The sequence below is a fragment of the Citrobacter sp. S55_ASV_140 genome, assembly GCF_018919505.1.
Lineage (GTDB): Bacteria > Pseudomonadota > Gammaproteobacteria > Enterobacterales > Enterobacteriaceae > Citrobacter > Citrobacter werkmanii.
The window spans coordinates 1-8,772 of sequence record NZ_JAHLQZ010000169.1; the positions used below are offsets into that span (position 1 = coordinate 1).

An 8,772-nucleotide genomic window follows, 5' to 3' on the forward strand; every position below is an offset into this window, starting at 1 on the left:
GCAATAAAGTTCGCGCCGCGCATGTTCCAGTGAGCCTGTTTAGTGATCAACGACAGGTCGATGAACTGGATCACTTGCTGATTCAGCAGTTCTACCGTTGCTTTCTTTTCGCTGTCTGTCACATCGTTGCGAGTATAAACGAGGGCGGATGCTTTTGTTTTTACCAGTTTTGCGGTACTCATATTTTCATATCCTCTTGATATTTATGTCCCAACTCTTCAACGGAAATAAGTATAGCGCTAATTTTGGATTTATTTTTCCGGTGTTACCTATTACTTTAATAGCGAAGAGAGGAGCGGATAATAAAAATCTTTTAAAATCATGATGATAACTGGTTTGATTGTCGCGCAATGTTATTTTTATGTTAATGTGGAAATTAAAAGAAATAAGCGAATGAGAAAAATCTATTTATTAGAAAAATTATCACGCAGATTTACAATTGGATATTCTGCATGATTATGCAAACCATGCAGAATATTAAGGGGTTAATTCACGTCAACTTGCTTAATTTGCGGTTCTTTGCGAATAGTGAGTGTAGAACCCATTGATGCGGCAATAATCGCCCCCAGGGCCAGCGTCTGGATAAGCGTTAGCGTTTCACCGAGGAAGATCATTCCCGAAACCGCAGCCAGCGCGGGTTCCATGCTCATTAACGTACCAAAAGTCCGCGTTGGCAATCGCGTTAGTGCGATCATCTCTAATGAGTAGGGGAGCGCGGTGGAGAGTACGGCCACGGCCAGGCCCAACGGCAGTATTGACCAGTGCCACAGGGCATCGCCGGCCTGAATTGCGCCAATGGGAACAAAAATCAGCGCGGCGATTAATGAACCCACCGCTACGGTTGCCGGACCGTGTTCCGCGCCGGCACGCTGCCCGGTGAGAATATAAACGGCCCAACAGGCGCCAGCTCCCAGCGCCAGCGCTGCGCCGGTTAAATCCACATGAGAAACGTCCTGGCCAAGCGGTAACAGGAACCAAAGCCCAAGAACGGCCAGCGCGACCCAAATAAAATCTACAGGGCGTCGGGATGAAAACAGCGCCACTGCAAGCGGGCCGGTAAACTCCAGCGCCACGGCAATTCCCAGCGGGACAGTCTGAATAGACAGATAAAAGAGGTAGTTCATCCCGCCAAGGGACAGACCATAAAACAGCAGCGGCAGGCGCTGTTCTTTGGCAAAACGTAAACGCCAGGGTTTAAAGAAGGCGATAAGGATGAGTGTGCCCAGTGCGAGGCGCAGCGCGGTAACGCCAGGCGCACCGACGAGAGGGAACAGCGATTTTGCCAGAGATGCTCCGCTTTGAATGGAGGACATAGCAATAAGCAAAACTAAAATAGGTAACCAAACTGGCGCTTTTCGTAACGACCCCGGCATCCTTTCTCCTGACAAATGATGGTTACATCTCTTCATCTGCGCGGCGTTACGACGCGGATGGCAAAATGTATAGAAAAGTAAAACAGCGAGTGTAATGGAAATACACTCAACTGGTTGAGTATTGGTTGAAAAAAAAATTCTTCAGATCCGTACAATGGTACGAAATTGGTGGATTAATAATCTGCGTGATTAGGAATTATCTGGATGAATGTGTCGTATTGTGCGCGCAATAATGGCTCATTAGATTAAAAAAGTGGTGTAAATTGAAAGGTATAGCTGGCTTGTGAAATGTTTTGTTACATGAAAGAGCCCGTTAGACACCGCGAATCGCAAAGAGTTTCCCATCAATTTTTGTTATATTTAAAACTTAGGATTTACTTGAAGCACATTTGAGGTGGTTATGAAAAAAATTGCATGTCTTTCAGCACTGGCCGCTGTTCTGGCTTTCTCCGCAGGTACTGCTGTAGCTGCTACTTCTACCGTTACTGGTGGTTACGCTCAGAGTGATGCTCAGGGCGCAGCGAACAAAATGAACGGTTTCAACCTGAAGTATCGCTACGAGCAGGACAATAACCCGCTGGGTGTAATCGGTTCCTTCACTTACACTGAAAAAGACCGTACCGATGCTTCTGGCGACTACAACAAAACCCAGTACTACGGCATCACTGCGGGTCCGGCTTACCGTCTGAACGACTGGGCAAGCATCTACGGTGTAGTGGGGGTTGGTTACGGTAAATTCCAGAACGCAGCATCTCCGGCTGACAACCACACCACCAGCGACTACGGTTTCTCTTACGGTGCTGGTCTGCAGTTCAACCCGATCGAAAACGTTGCTCTGGACTTCTCCTATGAGCAGAGCCGTATTCGTAGCGTTGACGTTGGCACCTGGATCGCTGGCGTGGGTTACCGCTTCTAATCACTTCGGTGATATAAAAAATCCGCCTTTTGAGGCGGATTTTTTTTGCGTGTAATTTAGAGATTAACGAGATTTGGTCTCAAAGATATCGGTACCCAGATGGTTGTAATCCACCTTCTGCAGTTTGAAGTTGGTGATATACACCGGTCCGGCTTTCTTCTCTGAGATAAAACGGTAGCTGTTGGTAATTTCCTTCGCGCTGATCCCCGTCCATTGAGAGAAAAAGCTGAGGAAATCATTGGCAGAGCGACGGGCTTTGATCACCCGATGCGCTTTATCATCGCTCGACAGCACCATAAAAGGCACCTGGAAATTCTGCTGGAACCGATCGTCATGCGCCAGGTACTGCACCTCTTTTCCCCGCTCTTTAAAGGCGAGGCCATGATCGGAGAAATAGACCATCGAGAAGCTATTGCCGCTGTTACGTAATTGCTCGTAAAGCTGGCGCAGCAGGTCATCCGTCTGCGTCATGGTGTACAGATAACAAGATGTCTCTTTTGACTGAACGAAGGTCTCGTATTTTCCTTGCGTACGGTCGCAGGCCTGGGGATGTGAACCCATTAAATGCAGCACGATGAGCTGCGGCTGAGTGCGCTCGGTTGTCAGCACCTGGGCGGTCATCTTTAACAGTTCTTCGTCACGGGTATTTTTATCCGCTTCGAAATCACCATTTTTGAGGAAGTGCACTTCATCAGCTCGTTTTGCGATACTGGCGATAGCCGTATCGTATTCACCAATCTGCCCCTGATTGGAAAACCACCACGTCTGGAATCCCGCGCGGTTGGCCAGAGTGACAAAGTTATCCTGGAACTGCGGCTTATTATCAACGACCCGATTAAGCGTTAAGCCAAGCGATTTTTGCGTTGAACCGCTTGCGGCAATGTAATCTGCGAACAGATAGCCGTTAACGGAACTGGCAAACGGGGTGTTATCCCAGTGACCGCCAAACGCGCCTAATGCATCGCGGCGGGCGCTTTCACCAATGACCACGACATAGGTATGATACTTTGGCTTCACGGCGGTTACTGTCCAGCTGTCTTTCACACTCGACAGCTTCGCCATGCGCTCCTGTTCATCGAGCACTTCGTTATTATTGACGATCACGTCTTTGGCAAAGCGGAAAACCGGATAACCGGTGTCCTTAAGCTTGAACACGCCGCCCCAGGCCAGATTTTGTACCGGGGTAACAAAAAACGCGATGACGCTAAACAACAAACACAGACTGTCGTACTTATTCCAACTGCGCTTCTGCGCTTCTTTTTTACGGCGTACGGCGATAACGCCGAGGGCAAAAATAAATACCCCAACCAGATAATTGTACCAGGGGAAGATGGTCAGGATCTCGGTGGACTCTTCCATATTGGTTGAATGCAGCGCCAGCAACGTATTGAAGTTAGGCGAACCGTAAGCCTGACCAAACGGAAAGTACATTGCCGCAATAAGTGAGCAAATGCCGATCAGCACTTTCTGCGCGCGCGGCGCGCTGCGCCACAGCAGTATTAATATACAGGTGAAAGCAACGCTGTAGAGCAAGCTAAGCGGATAGCCCAACGCCAGGTTGATCAGCATAGACTGTAAGAAATAGAGGCCAGTCCACGGACTAACGGCCCGGCTACGAGCAATGATTGAATCTTTGAGGGTTAAATTCATACGCCACTAATGCAAAAACGCCATGTGCTTACCCTGGCGTTAAGGGTCATTGCCTGCCTGAGAGAGCGAGAAGAGGGATAGGGTCCGCATCCGCGAGCCGCAATATACGCAGGGCTGCGAAAAGATAGAGTGTGCATGAGAGAAGGTCAACTACTACAAGGAAATTGTTTTGCGAGAGAGGTGGCAAAACTGACAAAAAGCAGGGTTATTGGGACGAAAAACACTACTGTACCCGGATGACAGCAGGGAAAGGAAGCGGCGTACCGCGACGCCGCATTATTTTTCTGAAGGTTTATCCTGCTCTGGTTTGCTGTTGATCATGTCACACAGCATAGAGATCAGCATCAACCGTACTTTAAAGGGAGAATGGCTAAACACGCGTATACACCTCTTAAATTCATTCATATAAACCTCCTGACTTCACGATCCCATCAGTCCTTGAGGGATGTCTTTATTATATACAGATATAGCACAGGCTATATTATATAGCTATTGCTAAAACGTTAATTTTTTGTGCCCACGCAACTCTGGTTTACAATGAGCGCTCTCTAATCAGATGCCGTTAACGCGTCACAGTAACGAGGAAGCAGAATGAGTCGTCGCGCAGGTACGCCAACAACAAAAAAAGTGACGCAATTGGTGAATGTCGAAGAACACGTTGAAGGATTTCGTCAGGTCCGGGAGGCGCATCGCCGCGAGCTGATTGATGACTACGTAGAGCTGATTTCCGATCTCATTATTGAGGTGGGTGAAGCGCGCCAGGTGGACATGGCTGCCCGACTCGGGGTTTCCCAGCCGACGGTTGCCAAAATGTTGAAGCGCCTTGCTTCCGTCGGGTTGATTGAAATGATCCCCTGGCGCGGTGTGTTTTTAACCGCAGAAGGCGAACGTCTGGCCCAGGAGAGCCGGGAGCGTCATCAGATTGTGGAAAATTTCCTGTTGATGTTAGGTATCAGCCCGGAAATTGCCCGCCGTGACGCAGAGGGAATGGAGCACCACGTCAGTAAGGAAACGCTGGAGGCTTTTAGCCGTTTTACGCAACAGCAAGGATCTGGCTCTGAATGAGTTTTCCTTTACTACGCGCCTTGCAGCGCGATCGTTTTTTCCAACTGTTAATCATCGTCGGGGTTGTACTGAGCGTGTTCACGCCATTTACGCCCCGTTCCTGGCCTGGAGCGATTGACTGGCACACCATTATTACGCTTAGCGGCCTGATGTTACTGACCAAAGGCGTTGAATTAAGCGGTTACTTCGATGTGTTAGGGCGCAAGATGACCCGCCGCTTTCACACTGAACGCCAATTGGCGATATTTATGGTGCTGGCGGCGGCGCTGCTGTCGACGTTTCTGACCAACGATGTGGCATTGTTTATTGTTGTCCCGCTGACCATCACCCTGAAAAAATTGTGCGCCATTCCGGTGAATCGCCTGATTATCTTTGAGGCGCTGGCGGTAAACGCCGGATCGTTGCTGACGCCAATCGGCAATCCGCAAAATATCCTGATGTGGGGGCGCTCCGGGTTGTCATTTACCGCGTTTACGTGGCAAATGGCGCCGCTCGCGGGTGCCATGATGCTGACGCTGGTGGTGCTGTGCTGGTTCAGTTTCCCGAACAAAGCATTGCACTATCATACCGGGACGCGCGCGCCAGACTGGCAACCACGCCTGGTGTGGAGCTGTCTGGCGCTGTATATCATCTTTCTTACGGCGCTGGAGTTAAAACAAGAGCTGTGGGGTCTGGCGATTGTGGCGGCGGGGTTCATGGTTCTGGCGCGTCGCGTCATCCTCTGCGTGGACTGGACGCTGCTGCTGGTATTTATGGCGATGTTTATTGATGTGTATTTGCTGACGCAGCTACCGGCATTGCAGGGGATAACCCACAAGATTGGCACGCTCTCAGCGCCGGGTCTCTGGTTGACGGCCATTGGCCTGTCGCAGTTTATCAGTAATGTTCCCAGTACGATTTTGTTGCTGAACTACGTTCCGCCGACGCTGCTGCTGGCCTGGGCGGTTAATGTGGGTGGCTTCGGGCTGCTGCCGGGATCGCTGGCGAATCTTATCGCTTTACGCATGGCAAACGATCGACGGATCTGGTGGCGTTTTCATTGGTATTCGTTGCCGATGCTGATATGGGCGGCGCTGGTAGGGTATGTTTTGCTGCAGATGATGTAATTGATATGGTGTGCCGGATGGCGGCTGGCGCCTGATCCGGCCTACTGCGTTGGTAGGCCCGATAAGCGTAGCGCCATCGGGCATGTATAGCAGATTAGTTCAGACGAACCGGCATACCAGAACGGTTCTGTACCGCCTGCTCAACGACGGACTGATCGACATCAGACTGACCGGTGACGCTGGTAATGCTCTTGTTCAGCGTAATCGGTACGATTTCCCCGCCTTCAAACTGTGCTTCCGTGGTGGACAGCGGGTTGTGTACCTCGATGTAGCGGCTGCCGTCTGGTTCGGTAGTGGCTTTCACCGGCTCATCGATAAACTGTACGCGAGTGCCGACCGGCACATTTTCAAACAGGAATTTGATGTCGTCGTTACGCAGACGGACACAACCGTGGCTGACACGTAAACCAACGCCGAAGTTAGCATTGGTGCCGTGAATAGCATACAGACGGCCGATATACAGTGCGTACAGCCCCATCGGGTTATCCGGGCCTGCCGGAACCACGGCTGGCAGCGGTTCGCCCGCAGCGCGGTATTCCGCATGCATTTTCGCCGTTGGCGTCCAGGTTGGGCCCGCTTTCTTACGTTCTACTTTGGTGGTCCAGTTGATTGGCGTGTCTTTGCCTAACTGGCCGATACCGATCGGCAGAACGATAACGGTGTTGGTGCCTTTCGGGTAGTAGTACAGACGCATTTCAGCGCTGTTGATAACAATACCTTCATGCACGGTATCCGGCAGGATCAACTGCTGAGGAATGTTCAGTACGGTGCCGCCCTTCGGCAGGAAAGTATCCACGCCAGGGTTCGCTTCCAGCATGTTAGACAGACCCATCTGATATTCTGCCGCAAAATACTCCAGCGGTTGGGTATTGCCTTCAGGAATGGTGATGACCTGGTTTTGGCCAATCAAACGGCTACCATCGGTAGGCAGCGGGTACGTGACGGCTGAGGCAGTGTTGCAAAAACCAACTACCGCAAGTGCCGCCGCGAAAAGCGTTGTCAATTTCATATTCATCTTCATGTATGCGAGATTCAGTGCCAGGCAGGCGAGTGGGTTGAGATTTATGTAGTGTTGGGCACGCATTATATGTGCAATCTGAGCAACAAGGAATTCGGATGTGTACTAAATCACATTTTTTTCCTTTTGCTTTCACTTTCCCCCTTCAGCATGAAGGGGCGATCTTATCGTAGACTTATGGCATAATAAGCGGTTTGTCACATATTTCTTTCTCTTTCAGGATACGCCAGTGTTAGTTTCCAGCAACGTCACCATGCAGTTTGGCAGTAAGCCGCTGTTTGAAAATATTTCCGTCAAATTTGGCGGCGGCAACCGTTACGGCCTGATTGGCGCGAACGGTAGCGGTAAATCCACTTTTATGAAAATTCTCGGCGGTGATCTCGAACCGACGCTGGGTAACGTTTCCCTCGATCCGAATGAGCGCATCGGTAAGCTGCGTCAGGATCAGTTCGCCTTTGAAGAGTTCACCGTGCTTGACACCGTGATCATGGGGCATGCTGAACTGTGGGCAGTGAAGCAGGAGCGCGATCGTATATACGCGCTGGCCGAAATGAGTGAAGAAGACGGCTATAAAGTGGCTGACCTCGAAGTTCAGTACGGTGAAATGGACGGTTATTCTGCTGAAGCGCGTGCGGGCGAACTGCTGCTGGGCGTGGGTATTCCGGTAGAACAACATTACGGCCCGATGAGCGAAGTCGCACCCGGCTGGAAGCTGCGTGTGCTTCTGGCGCAGGCGCTGTTCTCTAACCCGGATATTCTGCTGCTCGACGAACCAACGAACAACCTGGATATCGACACCATCCGCTGGCTGGAGCAGACGCTGAACGAACGTGACAGCACCATGATCATCATTTCGCATGACCGTCACTTCCTGAACATGGTCTGCACGCACATGGCGGATCTGGACTACGGCGAACTGCGTGTTTATCCGGGGAACTACGACGAATACATGACGGCGGCCACCCAGGCGCGTGAACGTCTGCTGGCCGATAATGCCAAGAAGAAAGCGCAGATTGCTGACCTGCAATCTTTCGTCAGCCGCTTTAGCGCCAACGCCTCAAAATCTCGTCAGGCGACTTCCCGCGCCCGTCAGATCGATAAAATTAAACTGGAAGAAGTTAAAGCTTCCAGCCGTCAGAACCCGTTCATTCGCTTCGAGCAGGATAAGAAACTGTTCCGTAACGCGCTGGAAGTGGAAGCGCTTACTAAAGGTTTTGATGAAGGCCCGCTGTTTAAAAACTTCAATCTGCTGCTCGAGGTGGGTGAGAAGATTGCCATTCTGGGCGCCAACGGCGTGGGTAAATCCACTATGCTGAAAACGCTGGTCGGTGATTTGCAGCCGGATAACGGTACCGTGAAGTGGTCCGAAAACGCGCAAGTTGGTTACTACGCGCAGGATCATGAATATGAGTTCGAAAACGATCTGACCGTATTCGAGTGGATGAGCCAGTGGAAACAAGAAGGCGATGATGAACAGGTTGTGCGCAGCTTCCTCGGTCGTCTGCTGTTCAGCCAGGACGATATCAAGAAGCCTGCAAAAGTGCTCTCTGGTGGTGAAAAAGGGCGCATGCTGTTCGGTAAGCTGATGATGCAGAAACCGAATATTCTGGTAATGGACGAACCAACTAACCACCTGGATATGGA

8 protein-coding genes and 1 pseudogene are annotated in these 8,772 nt (G+C 50.7%); 4 read left to right on the forward strand and 5 right to left on the reverse strand.

Annotated features, from left to right (window positions below):
• Both KQJ18_RS18775 and rhtA read right to left on the reverse strand, forming a co-directional pair.
• Positions 1–182, reverse strand: a pseudogene (locus tag KQJ18_RS18775) (DNA starvation/stationary phase protection protein Dps); the annotation flags it as partial.
• A gap of 303 nt (positions 183–485) precedes the next feature.
• Positions 486–1,373: a threonine/homoserine exporter RhtA gene (rhtA, locus tag KQJ18_RS18780; protein WP_042309586.1), complete on the reverse strand. Its 888-nt coding sequence runs from the start codon at positions 1,371–1,373 to the stop codon at positions 486–488.
• Positions 1,374–1,773: 400 nt separating this feature from the next.
• On the opposite strand from rhtA, the gene ompX reads away from it, so the two are divergent.
• Positions 1,774–2,289: an outer membrane protein OmpX gene (ompX, locus tag KQJ18_RS18785; protein ID WP_003035257.1), complete on the forward strand. Its 516-nt coding sequence runs from the start codon at positions 1,774–1,776 to the stop codon at positions 2,287–2,289.
• 63 nt (positions 2,290–2,352) lie between these two features.
• Here ompX and KQJ18_RS18790 read toward each other — a convergent pair whose 3' ends face one another.
• A complete protein-coding gene (locus KQJ18_RS18790; protein WP_216422491.1) occupies positions 2,353–3,939 on the reverse strand; it encodes a phosphoethanolamine transferase in 1,587 nt (528 codons plus the stop codon).
• 276 nt (positions 3,940–4,215) lie between these two features.
• Positions 4,216–4,344, reverse strand: coding sequence for a manganase accumulation protein MntS (gene mntS, locus KQJ18_RS18795; protein WP_003831584.1), 129 nt, complete (start codon positions 4,342–4,344; stop codon positions 4,216–4,218).
• A gap of 186 nt (positions 4,345–4,530) precedes the next feature.
• Here mntS and mntR point away from each other — a divergent pair, with 186 nt between their 5' ends.
• Both mntR and KQJ18_RS18805 read left to right on the forward strand, forming a co-directional pair.
• Positions 4,531–5,004: a manganese-binding transcriptional regulator MntR gene (gene mntR, locus KQJ18_RS18800; protein WP_038639127.1), complete on the forward strand. Its 474-nt coding sequence runs from the start codon at positions 4,531–4,533 to the stop codon at positions 5,002–5,004.
• Positions 5,001–6,110, forward strand: coding sequence for an anion transporter (locus KQJ18_RS18805; RefSeq protein WP_216422493.1), 1,110 nt, complete (start codon positions 5,001–5,003; stop codon positions 6,108–6,110). The genes mntR and KQJ18_RS18805 overlap by 4 nt, the downstream gene beginning before the upstream one ends.
• Positions 6,111–6,204: 94 nt before the next feature.
• Here the strand turns inward: KQJ18_RS18805 and ldtB are convergent, their stop codons facing one another.
• Positions 6,205–7,125 carry a L,D-transpeptidase gene (gene ldtB / locus KQJ18_RS18810; RefSeq protein ID WP_038643088.1) on the reverse strand — a complete coding sequence of 307 codons (921 nt, stop codon included), beginning with the start codon at positions 7,123–7,125 and terminating at the stop codon, positions 6,205–6,207.
• A 232-nt stretch (positions 7,126–7,357) separates the two neighbouring features.
• Here ldtB and KQJ18_RS18815 point away from each other — a divergent pair.
• On the forward strand, positions 7,358–8,772 hold a 1,415-nt coding region (locus KQJ18_RS18815), incomplete at its 3' end, for an ABC-F family ATPase (protein ID WP_216422494.1).